Source organism: Paracoccus albus (genome assembly GCF_027913035.1).
Lineage (GTDB): Bacteria > Pseudomonadota > Alphaproteobacteria > Rhodobacterales > Rhodobacteraceae > Paracoccus > Paracoccus albus.
Window position 1 is genome coordinate 189,430 of sequence record NZ_CP115776.1, and the last position, 21,447, is coordinate 210,876.

Annotated in this window: 19 protein-coding genes; 7 read left to right on the top strand and 12 right to left on the bottom strand. The window is 61.5% G+C overall.

Going from position 1 to position 21,447, the window contains the following annotated elements; genetic code table 11:
- Positions 1 to 503 precede the first annotated feature (503 nt).
- The 3 genes from PAF20_RS17550 to PAF20_RS17560 are packed head-to-tail and all read left to right on the top strand — an operon-like array spanning position 504 to position 4,243.
- Entirely contained in the window at positions 504 to 1,238 is a 735-nt protein-coding gene (locus tag PAF20_RS17550; RefSeq protein ID WP_434802967.1) for an SDR family NAD(P)-dependent oxidoreductase, read from the top strand.
- Between the two features lie 33 nt (positions 1,239 to 1,271).
- Positions 1,272 to 2,027, top strand: a complete 756-nt coding sequence (locus tag PAF20_RS17555; protein ID WP_271073433.1) for an SDR family NAD(P)-dependent oxidoreductase — start codon at positions 1,272 to 1,274, stop codon at positions 2,025 to 2,027.
- A gap of 26 nt (positions 2,028 to 2,053) precedes the next feature.
- Positions 2,054 to 4,243: an alpha-ketoacid dehydrogenase subunit alpha/beta gene (locus PAF20_RS17560; protein WP_271073434.1), complete on the top strand. Its 2,190-nt coding sequence runs from the start codon at positions 2,054 to 2,056 to the stop codon at positions 4,241 to 4,243.
- 27 nt (positions 4,244 to 4,270) lie between these two features.
- Here PAF20_RS17560 and PAF20_RS17565 read toward each other — a convergent pair whose 3' ends face one another.
- The 9 genes from PAF20_RS17565 to PAF20_RS17605 are packed head-to-tail and all read right to left on the bottom strand — an operon-like array spanning position 4,271 to position 14,946.
- Complete coding sequence (locus tag PAF20_RS17565) at positions 4,271 to 5,887, bottom strand: GMC family oxidoreductase (RefSeq protein ID WP_271073435.1); 1,617 nt, start codon at positions 5,885 to 5,887, stop codon at positions 4,271 to 4,273.
- A gap of 10 nt (positions 5,888 to 5,897) precedes the next feature.
- Positions 5,898 to 6,692, bottom strand: coding sequence for a shikimate dehydrogenase family protein (locus PAF20_RS17570; protein WP_271073436.1), 795 nt, complete (start codon positions 6,690 to 6,692; stop codon positions 5,898 to 5,900).
- An 8-nt stretch (positions 6,693 to 6,700) separates the two neighbouring features.
- Positions 6,701 to 7,498 (bottom strand): 3-oxoacyl-ACP reductase FabG, encoded by a 798-nt coding sequence (gene fabG, locus PAF20_RS17575; protein ID WP_271073437.1) that lies wholly within the window; start codon positions 7,496 to 7,498, stop codon positions 6,701 to 6,703.
- Between the two features lie 3 nt (positions 7,499 to 7,501).
- Positions 7,502 to 8,206, bottom strand: coding sequence for an ABC transporter ATP-binding protein (locus PAF20_RS17580; protein WP_271073438.1), 705 nt, complete (start codon positions 8,204 to 8,206; stop codon positions 7,502 to 7,504).
- Complete coding sequence (locus PAF20_RS17585; RefSeq protein WP_271073439.1) at positions 8,193 to 10,034, bottom strand: branched-chain amino acid ABC transporter ATP-binding protein/permease; 1,842 nt, start codon at positions 10,032 to 10,034, stop codon at positions 8,193 to 8,195. The genes PAF20_RS17580 and PAF20_RS17585 overlap by 14 nt, the downstream gene beginning before the upstream one ends.
- A 9-nt stretch (positions 10,035 to 10,043) precedes the next feature.
- Positions 10,044 to 10,928, bottom strand: coding sequence for a branched-chain amino acid ABC transporter permease (locus PAF20_RS17590; protein WP_271073440.1), 885 nt, complete (start codon positions 10,926 to 10,928; stop codon positions 10,044 to 10,046).
- 54 nt (positions 10,929 to 10,982) lie between these two features.
- Positions 10,983 to 12,185, bottom strand: coding sequence for an ABC transporter substrate-binding protein (locus PAF20_RS17595; protein ID WP_271073441.1), 1,203 nt, complete (start codon positions 12,183 to 12,185; stop codon positions 10,983 to 10,985).
- A gap of 21 nt (positions 12,186 to 12,206) precedes the next feature.
- The gene (locus tag PAF20_RS17600) at positions 12,207 to 13,931 is read right to left on the bottom strand and encodes an acetolactate synthase catalytic subunit (protein WP_271073442.1); all 1,725 of its coding nucleotides are present in this window, start codon (positions 13,929 to 13,931) and stop codon (positions 12,207 to 12,209) included.
- 4 nt (positions 13,932 to 13,935) lie between these two features.
- Entirely contained in the window at positions 13,936 to 14,946 is a 1,011-nt protein-coding gene (locus PAF20_RS17605; protein ID WP_271073443.1) for an NAD(P)H-quinone oxidoreductase, read from the bottom strand.
- A gap of 219 nt (positions 14,947 to 15,165) precedes the next feature.
- On the opposite strand from PAF20_RS17605, the gene PAF20_RS17610 reads away from it, so the two are divergent.
- Complete coding sequence (locus PAF20_RS17610; RefSeq protein WP_271073444.1) at positions 15,166 to 15,870, top strand: GntR family transcriptional regulator; 705 nt, start codon at positions 15,166 to 15,168, stop codon at positions 15,868 to 15,870.
- Here the strand turns inward: PAF20_RS17610 and PAF20_RS17615 are convergent.
- On the bottom strand, positions 15,849 to 16,964 hold the full coding sequence (locus tag PAF20_RS17615; RefSeq protein WP_271073445.1) for a glycerol dehydrogenase: 1,116 nt from the start codon (positions 16,962 to 16,964) through the stop codon (positions 15,849 to 15,851). The genes PAF20_RS17610 and PAF20_RS17615 overlap by 22 nt on opposite strands.
- A 98-nt stretch (positions 16,965 to 17,062) precedes the next feature.
- On the opposite strand from PAF20_RS17615, the gene PAF20_RS17620 reads away from it, so the two are divergent.
- From PAF20_RS17620 to PAF20_RS17630, 3 genes are read left to right on the top strand one after another with little or no spacing between them, the layout of a single operon-like run.
- A complete protein-coding gene (locus PAF20_RS17620) occupies positions 17,063 to 17,947 on the top strand; it encodes a transketolase (RefSeq protein ID WP_434802968.1) in 885 nt (294 codons plus the stop codon).
- 1 nt (position 17,948) lies between these two features.
- A complete protein-coding gene (locus PAF20_RS17625; protein ID WP_271073447.1) occupies positions 17,949 to 18,932 on the top strand; it encodes a transketolase family protein in 984 nt (327 codons plus the stop codon).
- A gap of 8 nt (positions 18,933 to 18,940) precedes the next feature.
- Positions 18,941 to 19,630, top strand: a complete 690-nt coding sequence (locus PAF20_RS17630; protein WP_271073448.1) for an SDR family NAD(P)-dependent oxidoreductase — start codon at positions 18,941 to 18,943, stop codon at positions 19,628 to 19,630.
- On the opposite strand, the gene PAF20_RS17635 is transcribed toward PAF20_RS17630, so the two are convergent.
- Together PAF20_RS17635 and PAF20_RS17640 are read right to left on the bottom strand one after the other, a co-directional pair.
- The gene (locus PAF20_RS17635) at positions 19,615 to 20,292 is read right to left on the bottom strand and encodes a GntR family transcriptional regulator (protein WP_271073449.1); all 678 of its coding nucleotides are present in this window, start codon (positions 20,290 to 20,292) and stop codon (positions 19,615 to 19,617) included. The genes PAF20_RS17630 and PAF20_RS17635 overlap by 16 nt on opposite strands.
- Before the next feature lie 39 nt (positions 20,293 to 20,331).
- A complete protein-coding gene (locus tag PAF20_RS17640) occupies positions 20,332 to 21,012 on the bottom strand; it encodes a DnaA N-terminal domain-containing protein (RefSeq protein WP_271073450.1) in 681 nt (226 codons plus the stop codon).
- Positions 21,013 to 21,447 lie beyond the last annotated feature (435 nt).

Sequence of the window (21,447 nt, forward strand, 5' to 3'; positions counted from 1 at the left end):
GTCAATGCATGATGGCAATCGCTGGAACAGACTGTGATGGAAAAGATCGAATTTGTGCAATCGATCCTGCCATCAGCCTTCGTCAGCCCAAATCACCTTACAGATCACTATCTATTTCGTACGATAGCGGAACCCATACCGATGGCAAATCGGTCGCTTTCGGTCACGACTGCCCGGTTTCGCGGACCAATATAAGAAGGCGCGTTTCTACGGTTCTCACAAATATTCAAGTCTGGTTTCGAAACCTCTGCCCCTGAATCAGCGGATAAAGCCCAGGACCGAAGCCATCAAATACGACGATCCCCTCGGACAAGGTGCCTCGACCGAAATAGTGTTCGACCCTCACTATGCGCCCGATGCAGAATATGGGCCTGCATCGCGCTGTCCCGCGCCGGTGATGGACAGGATTGCGCCGCCCCTGCCACAGTGTTATAACAAATAACACACATGCTGTTGGAGGGGCTGCATGATACGATCACCCCAATTTTCCGGGCGCAGCCGTGCTGTTTGATTTTTCGGGCCGCACGCTGCTTTTGACCGGCGCGTTAGGCGGGATCGGCAGCGAAATCGCCCGGTTATTTGCACGGGCAGACGCCAATCTGGTGCTCGCCGACCGGGACGCGGATCGCGGCGCAGAGTTCGCCGAGCGGTTGCCCGGACGCGGCCGTAAGATCAGTTGCGCCTTCGATGCGACCGATCCGGCTTCGTCAGAGGCCGTGATCGACCGTGCCGTTTCCAGCTTCGGCACGCTGGATTTCGTCGTCCCATCCGCCGGTATCTACCTGGCAGAGCCCTTTGCAACCATGACCGACGATCAATGGCGCCGCACGATTTCGGTCAATCTGGACGGCGTCTTCCGTATTCTAAACCGGGCGGCGCCGCATCTGGCGGAAAACTCTGCCATCGTGAACATCACCTCGCTTGCGGGTCATCGCGGCGCTTTCGAGAACGCGCATTATTCAGCGTCTAAAGGTGCGCTGACCTCGCTGACACGAAGCCTTGCGCGAGAGCTTGCGCCAAAGACACGCGTGAATGCCGTAGCACCCGGCATCATCGAAACAGAGATGACGCGGGATCTGCTGAGCGACCGGGGCGATAAGACAATCGCCGATACGCCACTGCGCCGCTTCGGCCGGCCAGAGGAAATTGCGAGCGTGGTCGCGTTTCTCTGCTCGGACGCGGCATCGTTCATTACCGGTGAAACCATTCAGGCAAACGGCGGCATTCACATGGCCTAGCCGTGCCCGCCCACCCGATTTCAGGAAGCTGACATGAAAGAACTGCTGAAAGACAGGCTGGCTCTCATAACCGGCGCGGGACGCGGGCTTGGCGCTGCCATCGCCGCCGGTCTGGCCGGTGCAGGTGCGCGCATCATTCTGGCCGATATCGACGCGGAGAATGCGGCGCGTGAGGCAGAGGCCCTTTGCACACAAGGCTTCGATGCGACTGCCCTGACGCTCGACGTGACGGATCGTGACGCGGTGCAAGCATGTGCCAGCGACATCCTCGCCGATCAGGGCGGGTTGGATATCCTTGTCAACAACGCCGGAGTGGCTGGCCGTGCCACCTTCGACGATCCCGATCAGGCGGACATCTGGGACCGGATCATGAAGGTCAATCTGCAGGGCGCATTCAACACCGCCCACGCCTTCGTCCCGGCCCTGATTGCCCGCAAAGGCTGCGTCATTCACATGTCATCGGTCGCCGGGTTCGTCGCGGGCGGATCGACCGCGGGATATGTGGTGTCGAAAGGCGCGATCCGTTCGCTGACGCAGGCAATGGCCCGCGATCTTGCGCCGCATGGCGTGCGCGTCAACGCGGTCGCGCCGGGCATCATGCAAAGCGAGATGGCCGACGCGCAATTGAACCGCCCCGGCGGCGCTGACTGGTTCCTGCAACGCGCACCCATGAAGCGCATTGGCGAGCCGCGCGAAATCGCCGAGCCGGTGATCTTCCTTGCATCCGACATGGCGAGCTTCATCACCGGCGCCGTGCTGCCCGTCGATGGCGGTTTTCTTGCTGCCTGAACCCATTCGTAAAGTGGATTTTCCAAATGCCTGTTTTTGACGACCTCGTACCCTCGGCCCCCTGGACGGAAATGCGCGTGACAGAGGAGGACCGGGCCGCACTTGACCCAAAAACCGGGCTGACGATGCTGGCACAAATGCATCTGATCCGCGCCTTCGAAGAAAAGGTTCTGGATCTGGCGGGCAAGACGCTGGTGCATGGTCCGGCCCATTCAGCAATCGGTCAGGAAGGCGGGGCGGTCGGTTCTGCCCTTGCGATGAGACCGGGCGATCAGGTCAATGGCTCTCATCGGGCGCATCATCAGTTTCTTGCCAAGGCGATGGCCTATGTCGCGCAGGACGGGATTGATCCGACGCAGCCATTCAGCGACGATCTTCGCCAGCTGGCAACCCGCACCCTCGCAGAAATCATGGGACTGTCGCAGGGCTTCTGCAAAGGGCGCGGCGGCTCAATGCATCTGCGTTGGGCCGAGGCGGGCAATCTGGGCACCAATGCCATCGTCGGCGGCGGGGTGCCGATGGCGGCGGGCGCCGCCTTTGCCCACCAGCGTGCCGGCGATGGCAATGTGGTCTATACCTATTTCGGCGATGGCGCGGTCAATATCGGCTCTGTCCTTGAAACCATGAATATCGCCGCAGCATGGAAGCTTCCGGTCTGTTTCTTTATCGAGAACAACCGCTATGCGGTTTCCACCAATGTCGAAGAAGCAACCGCCGAAACGCGCCTGTCGTCGCGTGGCCCGGCCTTTGGTATTCCCTCGATCAAGGTCGACGGAATGGATGCGCTTGCCGTCTATCTGGCATCCGAAAAAGCCAATGAGATCATGCGCGCCGGTGGCGGGCCGGTGGTCATAGAGGCCGATCTTTACCGCTATTTCCACCAGAACGGCCCGCTGCCCGGTTCCGCCTTCGGATATCGCGACAAGGCGGAAGAGGCCGAATGGCGCGCCCGTGATCCGCTTGATGCGATGGCGCGTGACCTGCAGCAACGCCAGATCATCGGTGTGGACGCGGTGACCGAGCTGCGCCGCAACAGCCAGCAGATGATGGAAGAAATAGCCGCCGAGATGCTGGAAGAGACAGATGGCAAGACGCGCATCCGCCCCGCGCTCTGGCCGGAAGAAAGTTTCGTCGATTACGGGCTGCGCGGTGATCTGTCGGAGTTTGAAGGCGCTCGCTTCGAAGAACAGGTTAGCTTTACTGGCGATATGGCCGATGATGTCCGCTTTATCGACGTCGTGGCCGATGTCATGGGGCGCCGGATGGAAACCGACGGGCGCATCGTCGTGATGGGTGAAGACGTGCATCGGCTGAAAGGCGGCACGAACGGCGCAACACGGGGATTGTCCGACCGCTTCCCTGATCGCTGCCTTGGCACGCCCATTTCCGAGAATGCCTTTACCGGCCTTGCGGCTGGCATGGCAGCAGACGGGCGCATCCGTCCTGTGATCGAATTCATGTATCCCGATTTCATGTGGGTCGCCGCCGATCAGGTGTTCAACCAGATCGGCAAGGCACGGCATATGTTCGGCGGTGACAGCCCGATGCCGCTTGTGCTGCGCACAAAGGTGGCGATGGGCACGGGCTATGGCTCGCAGCACTCGATGGACCCGGCGGGCATCTTTGCCACATCTCCCGGATGGCGGATCGTCGCCCCGTCGACGCCATTCGACTATATCGGCCTGATGAACTCTGCCCTGCTTTGCGAAGATCCCGTGCTGGTGATCGAGCATGTAGATCTTTATGCCTCGCGCGGAACTGCACCGAAAGACGATCTGGACTACTGCATCCCGCTTGGCAAAGCCCGCATGGTGCGGGAAGGTAACGTCCTGACCATTCTGACCTATCTGGCGATGGTCGAAAAAACCCGGCAGGTGGTCGAGGAACTGGGCGTCGATGCGGAAATCATCGACCTGCGTTCGCTGGACCGGGCGGGGCTGGACTGGGACATGATCGAGGCGTCGATCCGCAAAACCAACAATGTGCTGATCGTCGAACAGGGCGCCGCTGGCACGTCATATGGCGGTTTGCTTGCCGACGAATTGCAGCGCCGCGTGTTCGACTGGCTGGATCAGCCGATCATGCGTGTGCATGGCGGCGAAGCCTCGCCGTCGATTTCCAAGGTGCTGGAAGCCGCCGCCGCCGCTCGCCCGCAGGATATTACCGCCGGAATAGCCGAAGCGATGCAGGCGCAGGGCCGGCCGATCTCTGCTTGAGAAACCCGCCTAGGGCTGGCTTCGGGGCTACCGCGCCTCGGCCAGAACCATATCGGCACCCTTCGCGGCAAGCATCATCACCGCCGCCTGAGTGTTGCCCGACACCATCTCTGGAATGGCAGAGGCATCTATGACACGCAAACCATCCATCCCGCGCACCCGAAGCGACGGATCGAGAACCGCCATGTCATCGTTGCCCATCCGGCAGGTGCCCACGGCGTGATAGATGGTCTGGCCATTGGAGCGTGCAAAAGCCAGCCAGTCTTCGTCCGAGACGCAGTCCGGCCCCGGATTCAGCTCTGCCACGCGGAACGGATCCATCGGGGCCTGTTCGATGATCTTCCGCGCCAGCTTCATGCCATCAACCATCGACCGCCTGTCCTCTTCCGCATCCAGAAAGTTCGGCACGATGGCGGGCTGCGTATGCAGGTCCGCCGAAACGGCGTGGATCGAGCCCCGCGATTGCGGCCGCAGCTGCGTGACGCCAATCGTCATGCCCGGAAACCGGTCCAGCTTCCGCTCTGCCGCGTTGGCATAGCTTGCGTGCATGAAGAAGAACTGCACGTCCGGTCGGTCCAGATCGGGACGAGAGCGCAAAAAGCCATGCGTCAGCCCGGTGCCATAGGTCAGCACGCCCTTGCGCCGCGTCGCGTATTTCATGACTTCCCCCGCAAGGCGCGGCATCCGGGTCAGTTCGTTCAGCGTGACCGGCTGAGAGACACGCCAGTTCATTCGTGTGCAGAAGTGGTCAATATAGTTCTCGCCAACGCCCGCCAGATCATGGTGAACGTCGATACCCAGATCGCGCAAACGCTGCGCATCGCCTACACCGGAAATTTCAAGCAAGTGCGGCGTCTGAACTGCGCCTGCCGCGAGAATGACCTCGCCCGCGGTGAAATCCTGCTGGTGCCCGCGGTGGATGGCACGAACGCCCTTCGCACGCCGACCATCCAGCAGAACACGGGTCACGCGCGCATTCGTCAGCACTGTCAGGTTTTCCCTGCCCCGCGCCGGGGACAGCCATGCGCGATTGGCCGACCATCGTTCGCCGTTCCTCTGGTTCACCTGATACCAGCCGACGCCTTCCTGTTCAGCCCCGTTATAGTCAGGGTTAAAGCGCTGCCCCTGCGCAAGTGCCGCGTCGATGAATGCCTGACCTATGGCGTTCTGTTCCACCACCTCGGCAACCGGCATCGGGCCCGACTTGCCGCGAAAACCGTCCTCGTCTTCATGCTGCCAGGTCTCGATGGATTTGAAATAGGGCAGCACGTCCTGCCAGCCCCAACCGTCGCAGCCCTGTTGCGCCCAAAGATCATAGTCCTGCGGTTGCCCGCGCACATAGATCATACCGTTGATCAGGGTCGATCCGCCCAACCCCTTGCCGCGTGGAATGGCGATTTCGCGATGATTGGTCGCCGCTTCCTTCGTGCTCCAGAAACCCCAGTTGTAGCGACGGTTCACCAGTAGCTTATAGAACCCGGCGGGAATGCGTATCCAGGGCGACCGTGCCTCGCCGCCCGCTTCCAGCAGCAGGACCTTGTGACGTCCCGATCGGCTGAGCGTCTCGGCCAGGATACAGCCTGCGGTTCCACCCCCGACGATGATGTAGTCATAGTTGATGGAGGGTTGTTTGGTCTCAACCATCAAAGCCCCCTCATGCGCCGGGCACGCCCAGATGCCGCGCCATCAGCCGGACCTGTTCACGCAGCATCGGACGGCCGGGATGGGTCCGCGCACCCTTTTCCTTTGCCAAGGCAAGGATCGGCGTCTCTTCCGGCTGCATGATGACTTCGGCGACAACCTGACCGGGGCGGAAGGCCGTATCCTCTGTCGGCAGCGGATCACCGTCCTTCATGCCAAGCGAGGTGGTGTTCACGACGATGTCGCGGCTGGCACTATCTGCAGGACCCGTCGTGACCTCTGTGCAGGGGTATTTCGCGGCAACGCGTTCGGCCAGCAATCGCGCCTTGTCCTGCGAACGGTTCACGATGTTCAGACGCCCCGCGCCTGCCTCGGCCAGAGCAAAGGCGATGGCCGCACCGGCGCCCCCTGCCCCAAGCTGGCAAATATCCATCCCGGCGACATCTATGCCCGCCGCCTTCAACCCGCCGACGAAACCCTTGCCATCAAGCATGGCACCGACCAGAGAGCCATCGCTTTCCCGGCGGATCGCATTCACCGCGCCAATCTCAGCGGCGTCACCTTCAATCCGGTCACACAAGGCAAGGATTTCGACCTTATGCGGAACGGTCACGATCATGCCGCCAAGGTTTTCCATCCCGCGCAGGCTGTCCACAAACCCCGCAAGGTTTTCTGGCAGAACGTGGAACGGCACCAGCACCCCGTCATGGTCGATTTCCGCAAACAGGCGATTGACCTCTTGCGGGGTCTTGATGTGATGAATGGGGTTGGCAACGATGCCGTAAAGTTTGGTATGGCCGGTAATCATGAATTTCCTCAGGTCATGTAAAGCCCGCCGGCGACGTCGATCGTCTGGCCGGTGACAAAGCTGGATTCGGTCGAGGTCAGCCAAAGCGCGACATCCGCGACCTCTGCCGGTTCGCCAAGCCGTGCCATAGGTGTCAGCCGGACCTGTTCCGCATTCACCTCTGGCGCGACGCCCGCAACCATTGGTGTGGCGATACGGCCCGGTGCCAGGGCATTGACCCGGACAGAGAACGGCCCCAGCTCTGCCGCCAGGTGCTTGGTGAACCCGATAATGGCCGATTTCGTCGCGGCATAGTGGCAGGCAACAACCGGAGAATAGGTTTTGCCCGCGACGGAGGAGGTATTGACGATCCAGCCGCGCTTCGCCCGCGTCATCGCCGGTGTAAGCGCACGGATGGTGTTGAACGTGCCGGTCAGGTTCACATCCGTCACCCGCCGCCACTCGGCCGGATCCATTTCCCAGACCTTGTGGGCAACACCATCATGCTTGGGTGAAATCCCGGCATTGTTGATCACCGTATCAAATTCAAGCCCGGTCGCGTCAATGGCACCGACCAGAGCGTCATAATCTGAAACGTCGCAGGTCACCGGCACCGCTTTGCCAAGCCCCAGCCCGTTCAGCTCCGCACAGGTCCTGTCGACATCCTCGCCCTTCAGATCACAAATCCCGACCGTCGCATGACGCTCGACAAAGGCTTGTGCAATTGCCCGGCCGATGCCGCGTGCCGCGCCTGTCACCAGCACGTTGCGACCCTGATGAGAGGGGCGGGTCCGCATTTCCTGCGGGGTGATTTCTGTCAGCTCCATATCCTATATCCCCAGATATGCGCGGCGGACGTGATCGTTCTTCAGCAGAGCCTCGGACGTGTCGTCCAGCACCACCTGCCCGTTCTCCAGCACATAGCCGCGATTGGCGACCTTGAGCGTCGTAAAGACGTTCTGCTCGACGATCAGCACGGTGGTGCCGGTTTCCGCGACCTTGCGGACAACGTCGAAAACCTGACTGACGATGATCGGCGCCAGACCAAGCGAAGGTTCATCGAACATCAGGATTTTCGGCTTTGCCATCATGCCGCGTGCAATCGCGACCATCTGCTGCTCTCCGCCTGACAGTGACGACGCCGTCTGACCCGCGCGTTCGCGAACACGGGGAAACAGATCGAACACCTCTTGCAGCCGCGCCTCCTGCTCGGAGCGGGCATCCTTGCGATAGGCCCCCATCAGCAGGTTTTCCCGCACCGTCATGTCGGGGAAAAGCTGCCTGCCTTCCGGGATCAGGATGATGCCGCGATCCACCACCTCATGCGGTGGCAGCTTCGTCATATCCTCGCCCATAAAGGTGATCCTGCCGGCACGCGGCTTGATCTGGCCGACAATCGTGCGCAGCGTCGTCGTCTTACCGGCCCCGTTCGCGCCGACAATGGTGACGATCTCGCCCTCATTCACCGTCAGGCTGACATTCTGAAGAATCGTGGTCGGACCATAGCCCGCATCGATGTTTTCAAGTGTGAGCATCGGCGAACTCCTTGCCCAGATAGGCTTCGATCACATGTTCGTCCTGGACGACCTGTTGCGGCGTGCCTTCTGCAATCACCTCGCCCGAGGCGAGCACGATCACCCGGTCGGACAGCGACATCACCGCCTGCATGACATGTTCGATCGCGATGATCGAAACGCCGCTGTCACGGATCGACAGCATCAGATCGACGGCGCGGCGCACATCGGCCTGGTTGATGCCGGCCATCACCTCATCCAGCAGCAGAACGCGCGGCTCCATCGCCATGACGCGCGCGACCTCCAGCCGCTTCAGACCGCCGATGGTCAGCCCGCGGGCCTCATTCTTCAGCAGCGGCCCAAGCCCCATCCGCCAGGCTGTTTCGCGCGCGGCCTCCCTTGCGTCCTTTTCATCATGGTGACGGTAGAACGCACCGACCATGATGTTTTCCTCAACCGTCATGGCGGCAAAGGGCTGCACGATCTGGAAGGTGCGCCCAAGTCCGAGCGCCGCGAAGTCGGCCGGATTCGTCGGTGTATGCCACTGACCGTCAGGACCGCGCATACTGACCTTGCCTTCATCCGGCGACAGGAAGCCAGAGAACATGTTGAACAGCGTCGTCTTGCCCGCGCCATTCGGGCCGATCAGGCCCAGAACCTCTCCCTCGCGCAGGGTGAAGCTGACATCCTTGGTCACATGCAGACCGCCGAAATGCTTGTTCAGATTCTCCACCCGCAGGATGTCGTCACCGATGCCGGGCCGGTCGGGCGATGGCGGCGTGACTTCCCGCGCGTCCGCGACGGGCGCGGCGACAGGGTCGGTCTGCGTTTGCGCAACCTCCTCGTCCGAGGCGGCAGCACGATGCGCCGTCAGCCGCTTGAGCAGACCCATGATGCCGTTCGGCATGAACAGCACGAACAGGATCAGGACCAGACCATAGACGAAACCATGCAGCCCTATGGCCGATGCGCCAAGCGAGGCCCGCGCCCATTCCGTGATCGGAACCAGCAGTGCGGCGCCCAGAAGCGGGCCGGGCACAGTGCCGATACCACCGATCAGCGCGAACATGGCAATCTGGATCGAGAAGGCCAGACCGAACATCGAGGCGGGCTCGATAAAGGTCAGATACATGGCGTGGAATGTCCCCAGCATGGCACACAGCGCCGAGGAAATCGCGACCGCGATCAGCCGGACCTGAACCGTGCGCACGCCAGCGGCGCGGGCGGCAGATTCCCGTTCGCGCGTGGCGACCAGATAAAAGCCCAGACGTGAACGGCGCACCACCCACGAAACAGCAAGTGTGAACAGCAGCATACCGAAAATAATCAGCAGCGAGGGCCAGCGTTCGCGAAACACCATCCAGGTCCAGCCCAGCTTCAGCTCTATCATCAGCCCCGTCGCACCGCCGGTGAACTCACCGAAATGCAACGCAAGCACCCGGAACACCTCCAGAAAGGCGATGGATGCCAGCGTGTAGAACGGACCTTTCAGCCGGAAGCAGGGGTAAGAGATAATCATGCCCACGATGGCAGCAACGGCCGCGCCCGCGAACATGCCCAGCCAAGGCGTGACACCCATATTGAACAGCATCACCCCGACATAGCCGCCGATGCCATAGAACACCGCATGTCCAAGCGACATCTGCCCCGCAAATCCACCAACGATGTTCCACGCGGTGGAAAGGGCTGCGAACAGGCAGATGGTCACGAAGATATGCGAGACGAAGGCATTGTTGATCAGAAGCGGGACCACCAGCAGCGACGCCACCAGCAGGCCGAAGACCACCTGCCCCCAGCCCCATCTACGGTCTTTCTGCGTCACGCGCGGTTCTGTGTCACTGATGCTCATGACTGCTCCTCAGGACAGATGCGACAGGGACATCCGGCTGCCGAACAGCCCGGACGGTTTCAGGATCAGGATGATCAGGAAGATGCCGAACACCACGGCCTCGCGCAGGTCGGACCCGATATAAAAGCCCGACATCGCGTCAATGATCCCGATGATCAGCGCGCCGAAAAACGCACCCGGGATAGAGCCGAGCCCGCCAAGCACCACGACGACAAAGGCCGTCAGCACGAAATATGTCCCGATATTGGACGAGGTCGGGTAAAGCGGCGCAATCATCACCGCCGCCAGCCCGACACAGGCCGCGCCCAGCCCGAAGCTGAGGATATAGATGCGCGGCACGTTCACACCCATCAGCTCTGCGGCGCCGCGGTGCTGGGCGACAGCGCGGATCGCGCGGCCGGTCTGGCTGCGCTTGAGAAACAGCTCCAGCCCGATAACCAGCAGGATCGCGGCGATGAAGATGTAAAGCTGTCCGGTCAGCAGCCGCACGGGGCCAAGGTCAATCGGTGTGCGCAATCCGAAATTGGGTGTATTGGCGATATCGGCACCAAAGATAAGCAGCGCCAGGTTTATCATCGCCGTCGACAGCCCGACCGTGGCGAAAATCTGAACATGATCGTCATCGGCGCCCATCAGCGGCTGGATCAGCAGCCGCTGCGTCAGCGCACCCAGAATGAACAACATGGGCACAACGATAATCACCGCAGCATAGGGGTGCAGCCCAAGCCTGGTGACAATCATCCACGTCGCGAACATCCCGGCCATGAGGAATTCGCCATGTGCGAAGTTCACGACCTTCACGATCCCGAAAATCAGCGTCAGGCCAATCGCCACGATGGCAAAAAGCCCGCCAAGCATGATGCCGTTCAGTAATACCTGAAGAAACGTCGTCATGTCATCCACCCCAGTCGAAAGGGGGCGGCGTCGGCGCCGCCCCGGTTGCAGCCCCTATTCGGTCGCGAAGCGCATTTCGGCGACCGCCGCGTTTTCGGGATAGACGGTGACAAGCTTGCCATCCTGCCACTGCATCCCCAGCATGAACGCGCGTTCGTTCTGGTTCGTATCACCGAACTGCACGCCATAGCCGGTGGCCGTCGTCCCGTCCGCAATGTCGGTGGCTTTCACCGCCTCGACGATCTGATCGGGCTCAAAGCCCTCGCCGCTGCCAATCGCCTCCAGCACGGCCTTCGCACCGACATAGTTGTTCAGCGAATGGCCCGACCGCGGGGATTCGTTGTATTTTGCCTCATAGGCGGCAACGAACTCCTCCAGACCCGGTGTCGCTTCGGTGTTCACGGCGTATTGGGTGAAGTCCACGTCATAGACGCCGTCAATGATGTCGTGACCCACCGCATCAGCCGTCGGCTGCATGGAATAGCCGCCGCCGCCGCCGATGATCGCCAACGGTTGATAGCCGGCCTCATTCGCCTGCTGCAGGAACAGGACCGAGTCGTTCTGATACGAGGTCTGCAGCACCACATCCGCGCCCGCATCGCGCAGTTCCAGAACCAGCGAAGACATATCCACCGTGTTGGCCGGATAGCCCGACTTCAGCACGACGTTCAGGCCCTTTTCTTCGGCATTCGTTTCCTGGTGGCCCGCGACCGAGGTTCCATAGGAACTGTCTTCGTAGATGATGCCGATCTTCAGCTCTGCCGGGTCTTTGCCAAGGCCGGGCGCGATGCTGTCGACCAGCATATTGATGACATCCTCGCCCATGTTTTCGGCGGTCGGATTGGTGCGGAACAGATATTCGAAGCCCCGGCCCGTCACCTCATCCGCGACCGCGCCCAGCTCGAAATACGGAATACCGGCCAGTTCCGACACCTGCGACGCGGCAATCACCCGCGACGAGGAATAGGTGCCGAAAATCGCCTTGACCCCTTCCAGAGAGATCAGGCGCCGCGCCTCGCCGGTCGCCTGGTTGTTGTCGACCGCGTCACCCTTGACCAGCACGACCTCTTCGCCCTGAACGCCACCTGCGGCGTTGATTTCTTCTACCGCCAGCTCCAGCCCGCGCGCGCTTTCTTCACCCAGAAGGGCAAGCGGTCCGCTGATCGGGTAAAGCGATCCGAATTTCACCTCGGCCAGTGCCGGCGCGGCAAGCACAAACCCAAGCGCGGCGGTGCCCAGCAGATTAACAGTTTTCATGTCATTCCTCCCTTTCAAATGTCAGTAGTTGAGTGCCTGTTTCCCCGTGAAGCTGGTGACAGGCGGATAGGCGCGTTCATCGGTCACCACGTCGATCACCGTCATCACATCGGCGCGTCGCGCATCTTCGATTGCACCCGCCAGATCCTGCGCGCGTTCGACGCGGACGCCGTTCACACCGCAGGCGCGTGCAATCGCTGCGTGATCGACCGGCTGAAAATGAACCACATCGGTATGTGCACCGAAAATGCTCAGTTCGGCGTGTTTCTGATAGCCGAGGATCTGGTTGTTCAGCACGACGACAATGACCGGCAGGCCCATGCGCTTCGCGGTCTCCATCTCTCCCCAGACATGGGCGAAGCCACCGTCGCCGGTCAGGCAGAATACATCCGCATCGGGACGCGCGACCTTGGCACCAAGCGCAAAGGGCAATCCCCAGCCAAGCCCGGCCAAACCGCGCGGGGTAATCACCCGCTGCCCGGCCTGCCGGATGGTGATCCCATCCCCCACCCAGATCGAAGAGTAAGATGCATCGGCCACGACGATACTGTCCGGCGTCAGCGCCGCGTCGATCTCGGCCACCACACGCTCCGGCCGCAGGGGTGCCGCGTCAGAACCAGCGGTGGCATGGCGCTTCTCCTCGGCCGCGGCTTTTCCATCCGAGATGCGCGCTTCAAGAGATGCACGCGCAGACTGCCGCTTGCCCGCATCCATCGCCCTCAGCGCTGCGACCAGAGCTTCAAGCCCCAGCCTTGCGTCACCAGTCAGGCGCAGCGCCTCATAGTTGCGGCCGATCTCTGCCCCATCAATGTCTATCTGGATATAGCGCGCATCCCTCGGATATAGCTGCCAGCTATCGGTGCCGTTCTGGTTCGTCCGGTTGCCGACCAGCAGGATCACATCGGCGTCGCGCACCATCGGCGCAAATGCTTCTGCCTTCGCGCCCGGCCCCATGAAATAGCCCACAACGCCAAGCGACAAGGGATGCGTCTCATCGACCGCGCCCTTGCCCATCACTGTCGTCGCGACCGGAAAGCCAATCTCCTGTAGTGCGGAAAGAGCCGCATATCCGCCAGAGCTGTGCAGCCCGCCGCCTGCAATCACCAGCGGTCGCTCCGCCGCGGCAAGCAATGCGGCAGCCTCATGAATGCGGGCCGGATCGGGCGCGGTCGGATCAAGCGGATAGGTGCCAAGCGATGCCTGCCGCCCCGTCTGCGGCAGCGCCTGTTCCAGCTCATCAAGAATATCCACCGGCACCAGCAGCACCGCAGGACCGGACCGGCCCGTCGTGGCATTGGTGATCGCCATGTCGACGTAATCGTCGATCCGGCCGATATCCGTCACGCGGCGGACCCATTTCGCGACACCGCCAAACAGGGCCAGATGGTCCAGTTCCTGAAAGGCGTTCTTGTCGGTCTGCTGCCTGTGCACATCCTGCACGATGGCGACCACCGGAATGGATGCCTTCAGCGCTTCTGCCAGACCGGGCACCAGCAGGGTTGCCGCCGGCCCGTTCTGCGCAGTCACCACAGCGACACGTCCCGACACCCGCGCGAATGCATCCGCCATCGCGGCACCGGCGTTCTCGGTGCGATAGCCGACCTGCGAGATTCCGTAATCCGGGGCGGCAAGGAACAAGGCTGAAGGAATAGACTGGCCGAACACCTTATCTATTCCGTGCCGCTGCAAGGCACCCGCAAGGATATGTGCGCCGGTCCGGTTCGATCCTGCCTGCCGATCATCCATGGGGTTATCCTTCCTCACAGGCGGCGGTCTTCAGGATGATCTTGCCGGTATGGGCCGATGCCTCCAGCCGGGCATGGGCGTCCTGCACATCCTCCAGGCGGAAAACGGAATCGATGACAGGACGCGCGTCTTTTTCAAGGATCAGGGGCAGCACCTGCTGCTCGACCGCCTGGGTCAGTGCCGCCTTCATCGCAATCGGCCTTGCCCGAAGTGTCGAACCCGTCAGCGTCAGCCGCTTGAAGAGCAGCGGCCCCATATTCAGATCCGCCTGCGAGCCCTGCTGAAAGGCGATCTGGGCAATCCGCCCATCTTCGGCGATCAGGTCCAGATTGCGCTGCATATACGATCCGCCGACCATATCGACGATCACATCCGGCCCTTTGCCGTCCGTCAGGTCGCGCCCAACCTTCACAAAGTCCTGTGTCTTGTAATTGATCGAATCCGACGCGCCGAGTTCAACCGATGCGCGGCATTTTTCATCAGAGCCACAGGTGGTGATCATCCGCGCACCAATCGCGCGGGCCAGCAGCGTTGCCGTTACACCAATCCCGGATGTGCCACCGTGCAGCAGAACAGTTTCGCCCTGCTTCAGGCCGGCACGCTGGAACAGGTTGCTCCACACCGTGAAATAGGTTTCGGGAATGCCGCCCGCCTCGATCATCGACAGCCCGTCGGGCACGCGGATACAGACGTCGGCCTGCACGATGGCTTCCTCTGCATAGGCACCGCCCGCGACAAGCGCCATGACACGATCACCGGGGGCAAAGCGGGTGACGTCCGGCCCGAGTTCCGTCACCTCTCCGGCAAGCTCCAGCCCAAGAACGTCCGTGACACCGGGCGGCGGGTTGTAATTGCCCTCACGCTGCATGGCATCGGGGCGGTTGATCCCGGCAGCATGGACCCGCACCCGCATCTCACCCGGTCCGGGCGGCGGCAGTTCGCGGCGCACCAGTTCCAGCACCTCGGGCCCGCCGGGGCGTGCTGCGATGACTGACAGTGTTGCTGGAACATTCATGACTGACACCCTTTCGACACGAAAAAGCCGCATCCGGGCGACAAGTCCCGCCCTGCCCCATTTGCCGGGGTGCGTTCATGCGACACTCGCATTAATCCTCCTTATGACGCTTGCAGGCACCTCAACCGCTGGCATGCGCCAATCCTGTTGTTATAATCCACATGTTATAACACTTAGTCAATTCGAAACCGCGAACAGCGGATCAAGGGGAGGGGACCGGTGCAGGCGACTGAAAACGAATGGATAAAGCCGATCCAGCGGCAAAATCTCAGCGAGCTGGCCTATAGCAATTTGCGCGCGGCACTGATGGAAGGGCGGATGAAACCGGGCGATGACCTGCCGCTTCGTCCGATTTCCAGAAGCTTTGGAATCAGCGCCACCCCGATGAGAGAGGCGCTTTTGCGGCTGGTGACCGAACGCGCGCTTGAGATGGACGGTCGCGGGCGCATATCCGTGCCGCATCTGACCCGCGCGGCACTGATGGAAATCAGGATGATCCGAAACCACCTTGAAGGTAACGCGGCGCGTGTCGCCGCCCAAAGCGCGACCCCGGCGGGCATCGACGCGCTTGAACAGGTTCATCGAGAGCTTGTCACCGCGCAGGATGCCGAGGATTTTCCCCGCGCCATCGGGCTGAACACGCAATTTCATCTCAAGCTCTGCGAAATCGCTGACCTGCCGGTGTCCTATGAAGTGGTGTCGAACCTCTGGGTGCGCTGCGGTCCGATCCTTTCGCATCTTTACGATGCCGGCGTGCCGCCGAACTGGGACCCGCATCCGCATATGCTTGTGGTCGAGGCGATCCGCGGCAACGATCCGGATGCGGCCTACAGCGCACTGACGCGGGACATCGAACATGGCGGGGCCGGCTTGCTGGCGCATGTTGTTGATGAGGCGACCGATCATCCCGCGCCACCTGAATAGCGATCCTCGACCCACCTGATGGCCCCCTTCAGCCCCGCCAGATCGAGAACCCTCGGCAGATGGCCGATATGTGGCGACCGCATCGTCAGCTCGGCGATCGTGGCGATTTCCGCGTCAGTTGCCTGCCGCCCGCCCAGATCGAACAGGCTCACCGGCAGCCCCAGATCGCGGCTGAAACCAGCGAAATCGTCTATCTCTGCTTCATCGGCGCCCTGCGCCCGCATCTGCACAATATTCGCGTAAGCCACCTGAAGCCCGTGCATCGCCTGTGACCACGGCGCCACCGCTGTCAGCCCGCGCGTCATCGAATGTGCGACCGACAGACCGCCGCTTTCAAAGGCCAGCCCACTCATCAGCACGACAGCCTCTGTCACCCGTTCCAGTGCCGGATCGGGACTGCCCCGGTCGACCGCCGCCAGGGCATCGCTGGCGAAACGGCGCAGCACATCATGGCAGGCATCGGCAAGCGCGACCGATGACCATGCCGGGCTTGCCCCGAAGATGTTTCGTCCGCCAGCCTCGGCACAGCAGCGGACTTCATGGCACTTGCCGATCGCATCACCAATACCCGCCACAAAGAACTGACGCGGGGCGGCAGCGATAATGGCCGTATCGACGATGACCAGATCCGGATTGCGGGGCAGCTTGCGAACTTCCAGCAAGCTGTGATCCTCGGCATAGAGGACATAGTTATGCGACGTTGGCGCATCGGTCGATGCAATGCCCGGAACCGTCACTACCTTTGCGCCAAGCTGATGGGCCACGGCCTTTCCGGCATCGATGCATTTGCCGCCGCCAAAGCCTATGACAATCTGCACCCCCTGCCCCGCATCCGCAGCAAGCCGCGTCACTTCTCCCTCGGTGCATTCCCCACCGAAAGGCAGCAGACGCGCAGCCACGCCCGCTTCCCGGCAGGAATCGCTCAGCTTATCGCCATGCGGCTTCATCAGGGCCGCGTCGATCACGCAAACCGCTGAATCACCAAGCCGCGCGACCTCTGTCCCGATGCCAGCCAAAGCGCCGGGGCCCTGAACATATCTGGAAGGAGAACCGAAAACGATCATGCCTGCCCTGCTGCGTTCGATGGCGCTCACTAAGGCCATCCCATCATCATATATGATATACGATGCTTGATCTGTGCAGCCAGAGTCAATAGGCTTGCCAGATCAAGGCGCGGCACATGAGGGAACAGATGACATCCGCCAGCACTTCCGCAGGCCATATCGGCAATGATTACTCGCCCGATACTGAAACAGTTGCGCGGTTGCGCGACCGCGCGCAGTTCATTCGTCTGGAAACGATTCGCCTGATCGAAATCGCCAAGACCGGGCATTACAGCTCTGTCTTTTCCGCGGCAGAGATGTTCGCGGCGCTTTATTACGACGTCATGAAACTTCGCCCCGGCCAGCCGGATTGGGACGGGCGCGACCGCTTCACCATCGGCAAGGGTCATGCCGCTGTCGGCCTGTTCCCCATCTATGCCGATCTGGATTTCTTCCCGACCGAGTGGCTGGACGATTACACCCGCCTTGGCAGTCCGCTTGGCGATCACCCCGACATGCGCAAGGTGCCGGGCGTCGATTTCTCATCCGGTTCCATCGGCCACGCGTTGTCAAACGCCATCGGTATCGCATTGGCGCAACGCTGGACCGGCAAGGATTACAAGGTGTTCTGCATGATGGGCGACGGCGAAATGCAGGAAGGCCAGGTCTGGGAGGCCGCCCTTTTCGCCGCCCATAACCGGCTGTCGAACCTGATCGCCATCGTTGACCGCAACGGGTTTCAATTGGATGGGCGCGTCGATGATGTCATGAACATCGAACCGCTTGCCGACAAATGGCGCGCCTTCGGCTGGCAGGTGCATGAGGTCGACGGCCATGACCTTTCTGCAGTGACCGAACTGATGCGCCGCCTGCGCGCGGATGACACGCGCACCTCCCCTGCCCTCGTCATTTCGAAGACGCTGAAGGGCAAAGGTGTAGAATACATGGAGACCGAGCCGGGCTGGCACCTGGGCTGGCTGGACCCCACCGATGCCGAAGACGCCATTGCCGAAATAAAATCCAAGGTGATCTAGGATGAACGCCCCAAAATCCCCGAATTCGTGGCAATATCGCGGCCTGAACGCGGCCAATCCCGGCCTCGACCATCTGTCGAACGGGCTGATCGACCTGGTGAAGGCAGGCAATAACGTCGTCGCAGGCTCTGCCGATCTGCAATATTCGAACGGGCTGAACCGCTTCGCTGCAGCCTATCCCGACCGCTACATCTCTTTCGGCATATCGGAACAGAACATGGTTTCCGTCGCCGCAGGCATAGCGACAACCGGCGTGACCCCCTTTATCGCCACCTTCTCTTCCTTCCTTGGCCTGCTGGCCTGCGAACAGATCCGCATGGACGTCGCCTATTCCGCGCAACGCGTGCGGCTTGTCGGCCATCACACCGGCATCTCGCTTGGCTTCTACGGCACCTCGCATCACGCGACTGAGGATATCGGGACCATGCGTTCCATCGCGGACCTGACCATCGTCTCGCCCAGCGACGGCGCCCAGCTGGAGGCCGCGATCCGCGCCTCTGCCGATTGGGATCAGCCGATCTATTTCCGCATCGGGCGCGGGCGTGATCCGGTCGTCTATGAGGGCGGCACCGATTTTCGCTTCGGCAAGGCCCATACCCATTCCCTCGGGGAAGAGCTGAACATCATCGCCTGCGGCATCACAGTCCACCCCGCGCTAGAGGCAGCGGCGCAGATGAACAGGGCCGGGCGTTCGGTCGGCGTAATCGACATGGCGTCGATCAAACCGCTTGACCGCGATGCGGTGCTGCAAGCCGCCGAAAGCGCACACCGCCTCATGACGGTAGAGGAACATAACGTTCTCGGCGGTCTCGGCTCTGCCGTGGCAGAGGTGCTGGCCGATGAAGGCAAGGGTGTCCGCCTGAAACGGCACGGGATATATGATGAATACGTCCTGATCGCGCCGCCAACCCATCTGTATGAGCACTATAAGCTGGACACGGCGGGCATCCGCGAAACGGCGGAAACATTCCTGGCGGGGGGCTGAAGAAACAGATGCAAACAGCGGTAATCACCGGCGGCGGAACCGGCATCGGGCTGGCCACTGCACAACACCTGCTGTCGCAGGGCTGGCACGTCGTCGCATGCGGGATCGACCACGAAGACCCCTTGCCCGACGGGATAGAGTTTCAGCGCTGCGATGTTACCGACGCAGCCGAGCTGAGCGCCCTGATGGCCCGCGCAGATCGGATCGACGCGCTCATCAACTGCGCCGGCATCATCAAACAGGCCGAAGAGTGGCAGCCCGAAACCTTCAACAATGTGCTGGATGTGAACCTGACCGCCTCTATGGCGGCGGCAACAGCGGCACGTACAAAACTGCGCGATGCGGGCGGCAGCATCGTCAACCTCGCCTCTATGTGGAGCTGGTTCGGATCGGCCAACGCCCCGGCCTATGCCGCATCAAAGGGTGGAATCGTCGCGCTGACCCGTTCGCTGGCGGTCGCTTGGGGGCCAGAGGGCATCCGCTGCAACGCCATCGCACCTGGCTGGGTCAACACCCGCATGGGTGCCGGCGCGCGCAACGACCCGGCCCGCGAACCGGCGATCACGGCGCGCATACCGCTTGGGCGATGGGCGGAACCATCTGAAATTGCAAAAGTAATCGGATTTCTCGTGTCAGAGGATGCGGCCTATATCAACGGCGCACTACTGCCCGTCGATGGCGGCTATTCCGTCGCCTGAACGCCGGCAGCCTCCTGCCGCAGGATCAGCTTATTCGACCACTCGATATCCGCCTGCATCGCCTCTCGCGCGGCATCGCCGTCGCCCGCCTTCAAGGCTGCTATAAAGCGGAAGTGGTGGTGGTCATCGGCTGACAATTCGCGCACCGGCATTTCCTCGTGGAAGCTGCGCAGGAACGGCCCCATCAGCGTCCACATGTTTTCACAGATCGCCTCGATGAAGGGCAGTTCGGCCCGGCGCAGGATCAGGAAATGAAAGGCGCGGTTATGCTGCGCGGCCTCTCGCGGGTCTTTGGCGGCGGCGGCAGTAAACCGGCTGTTGATCTCTTCAAACTCGGCGATATGGGACGGCGTCGCAATCTCACCGACCCTTGCCGCCGCCCGCCCCTCCAGATCGCGCCGTATCGCAACGATCTCGCGCAGATCGCGCGGCGTCAGCTCCGGCACCGCGACAGAGGTTGCCGCCGTGAAATTCAGCGCCCGCTCTGAGGCAAGGCGCATAATCGCCTCGCGCACAGGCGTTGACGATGTGCCATATGTATCCGCGACTCCCGCGATCGTCAGCCGCTCTGCTGGCCGGTATTCGCCATCCATCAGTGCGCGCCGCAGATCACGGTATATCTGTTCAGACAGGCTGGTCCGTGTCAGCTTCTTGGATGTCATGCCCCCTGCCCTGCCTTACTATAGCAGCTTATACCCGCGTCACCGCGCATCGACGACCACCGATTGCACCGTATGGTCAGACCGCTGCACCGCCACCGTCAGGCGGTTAATCAAATGGGTGCGGATATAACTAGCGTGAAAGCCGGTCGGCGCAATCAGCGTCAGCCGACCGCCTTCCATCCCGCCATCGGCTAGCCCCGCCAGCCAGGCCTCGAAGATCGGCGGGTCTTCTGCGGCCAGCCTCGCCCGCGCGGCTGCCCAGACCGAACCCGCAGGCATCGCCTCTGCCCGCCGGAACGGCACGACCTTCTGATCCCCCGCCGTCGTCGTGGCAGAGCCCCCTGCCCTTTCGACGAAATCCGGCCCGATATTTTGCCACGCCCCGCGCGTGTCCAGCATGATGCGTTCCAGATCGAAGCCCAGCACCGCCACCCGACCACGAGCGCCCTGCCGTTTGATCGTGATCCAGCCAAGCGCGCGCAGCCGTGCCATGTCCCGCTTAACGGTGCGTTCATCGACACACCACAGCCGCGCGATCTCTCGCTGACCCATGGTCAGCTCATTGCGTTGCCAGTTATATCGCGTCGTGATCAGGGACATGAAACGCAGGATCAGCCGCTGGCGATGCTGGTCACCCGCATGGGCATGTGCCATCAGCGCCGAAAGAATATCGTATTTCTTCGCCGCAGCCTCTCGGCCAACGGGACGGATCACCTGCATCACTGCTCCTGCCCACCGGTTTGTCCGGCTGTCACATTCCGACCGCATGATGCGGCCTATGAACAGCGGCGTTGTCTTGTGTGCGTCGCAACGCTTTTCGCCGTTCTTACCGCATTTGCGTTTGCTTTTCCGATTCTGTCAAGGAATTTGCGAACTGTTGCGCAGTTCACCCTGAAAACCAAAAGAAAGAGTCGGTAACAATGGTAATAGGGGACGTCCTGTGTGACCCCTATTCGTGCCCCGATGTCCCCCAATTCTTGCTGTTCGCGGCTTGGGTGTCCCCCTATTTGGCGCAGGCAACGTTCGCTGCCTGGCCGAGCGTTGCAACACCGATTCGCGCAACACCCGCTGAGTTAGGCTATTCTGTGTTCTCACTAAACTTAGACTTTACGAAAAATGCAAATCCAGCGTAAAAGAGAAAGGAGCAGTAATTTG

Excerpts from the sequence above, each read along its gene's own strand:
- PAF20_RS17555 (WP_271073433.1), top strand. The coding sequence starts at position 1,272 with ATGAAAGAACTGCTGAAAGACAGGCTGGCTCTCATAACCGGCGCGGGA.
- PAF20_RS17560 (WP_271073434.1), top strand. The coding sequence starts at position 2,054 with ATGCCTGTTTTTGACGACCTCGTACCCTCGGCCCCCTGGACGGAAATG.
- PAF20_RS17565 (WP_271073435.1), bottom strand. The coding sequence starts at position 5,887 with ATGGTTGAGACCAAACAACCCTCCATCAACTATGACTACATCATCGTC.
- PAF20_RS17570 (WP_271073436.1), bottom strand. The coding sequence starts at position 6,692 with ATGATTACCGGCCATACCAAACTTTACGGCATCGTTGCCAACCCCATT.
- fabG (WP_271073437.1), bottom strand. The coding sequence starts at position 7,498 with ATGGAGCTGACAGAAATCACCCCGCAGGAAATGCGGACCCGCCCCTCT.
- PAF20_RS17580 (WP_271073438.1), bottom strand. The coding sequence starts at position 8,206 with ATGCTCACACTTGAAAACATCGATGCGGGCTATGGTCCGACCACGATT.
- PAF20_RS17585 (WP_271073439.1), bottom strand. The coding sequence starts at position 10,034 with ATGAGCATCAGTGACACAGAACCGCGCGTGACGCAGAAAGACCGTAGA.
- PAF20_RS17590 (WP_271073440.1), bottom strand. The coding sequence starts at position 10,928 with ATGACGACGTTTCTTCAGGTATTACTGAACGGCATCATGCTTGGCGGG.
- PAF20_RS17595 (WP_271073441.1), bottom strand. The coding sequence starts at position 12,185 with ATGAAAACTGTTAATCTGCTGGGCACCGCCGCGCTTGGGTTTGTGCTT.
- PAF20_RS17600 (WP_271073442.1), bottom strand. The coding sequence starts at position 13,931 with ATGGATGATCGGCAGGCAGGATCGAACCGGACCGGCGCACATATCCTT.
- PAF20_RS17605 (WP_271073443.1), bottom strand. The coding sequence starts at position 14,946 with ATGAATGTTCCAGCAACACTGTCAGTCATCGCAGCACGCCCCGGCGGG.
- PAF20_RS17620 (WP_434802968.1), top strand. The coding sequence starts at position 17,063 with ATGACATCCGCCAGCACTTCCGCAGGCCATATCGGCAATGATTACTCG.
- PAF20_RS17625 (WP_271073447.1), top strand. The coding sequence starts at position 17,949 with ATGAACGCCCCAAAATCCCCGAATTCGTGGCAATATCGCGGCCTGAAC.
- PAF20_RS17630 (WP_271073448.1), top strand. The coding sequence starts at position 18,941 with ATGCAAACAGCGGTAATCACCGGCGGCGGAACCGGCATCGGGCTGGCC.
- PAF20_RS17635 (WP_271073449.1), bottom strand. The coding sequence starts at position 20,292 with ATGACATCCAAGAAGCTGACACGGACCAGCCTGTCTGAACAGATATAC.
- PAF20_RS17640 (WP_271073450.1), bottom strand. The coding sequence starts at position 21,012 with ATGCAGGTGATCCGTCCCGTTGGCCGAGAGGCTGCGGCGAAGAAATAC.